Here is a 534-nt window from a genome sequence, read left to right as displayed (position 1 = left end):
AGGATCTGCAGTTCACCGGCGGAGGTGCTGGTGAACTGCTGGTTGGCCTGGCCGTTGCAGTCCCACAGCTGGAGCTGGGTGCCGTCGGTGGTGGTGGAGTTGGGCACGTCTACGCAGCGCCCGGATCCGACACCCTTGAGCGCCCTGGTGCCACCGTTGGTGGGCGGTGTGGTCGGCGAGGTCGGTGACGTGGTCGTGCCGGCTGCGTTGAGGGTGTTGAGTACGGCGGTGTAGGCGGGTTTGGCGTTGCGGGCCGCTGGAGCCGAAGTGGCTCTGGAAGCCGACGCAGTCGATGGGGACGCCGCGGGACTTGAAGTCCTTGACCATGTTGTAGACGCCTTGGGTTTTGGCGTCGGTCCAGTTCTCGATGTTGTAGTCGTTGTAGCAGAGTTTGGCGTTGGCATCGACCGAGCGGGCGGTGCGGAAGGCGTGCTCGATGAAGCCGTTTCCGAGTTTGTCCTGGAAGGGTGAGCTGCGGTGCTGGCCGCTTCCTCCGTCGGCGAAGGCTTCGTTGACTACGTCCCAGGCGTAGAT

1 pseudogene is annotated in these 534 nt (G+C 64.2%); it reads right to left on the bottom strand.

Annotated elements, in window-relative coordinates:
* Window positions 1-534, bottom strand: a pseudogene (locus IH54_RS44225) (endo-1,4-beta-xylanase); the annotation flags it as partial.

Source organism: Streptomyces sp. NRRL F-5123 (assembly GCF_000721495.1).
In the GTDB taxonomy this organism is placed as follows: Bacteria; Actinomycetota; Actinomycetes; order Streptomycetales; family Streptomycetaceae; genus Actinacidiphila.
The sequence above is the reverse complement of the archived record's forward strand: the minus strand, read 5'-3'. Positions and strand labels throughout refer to the sequence as shown.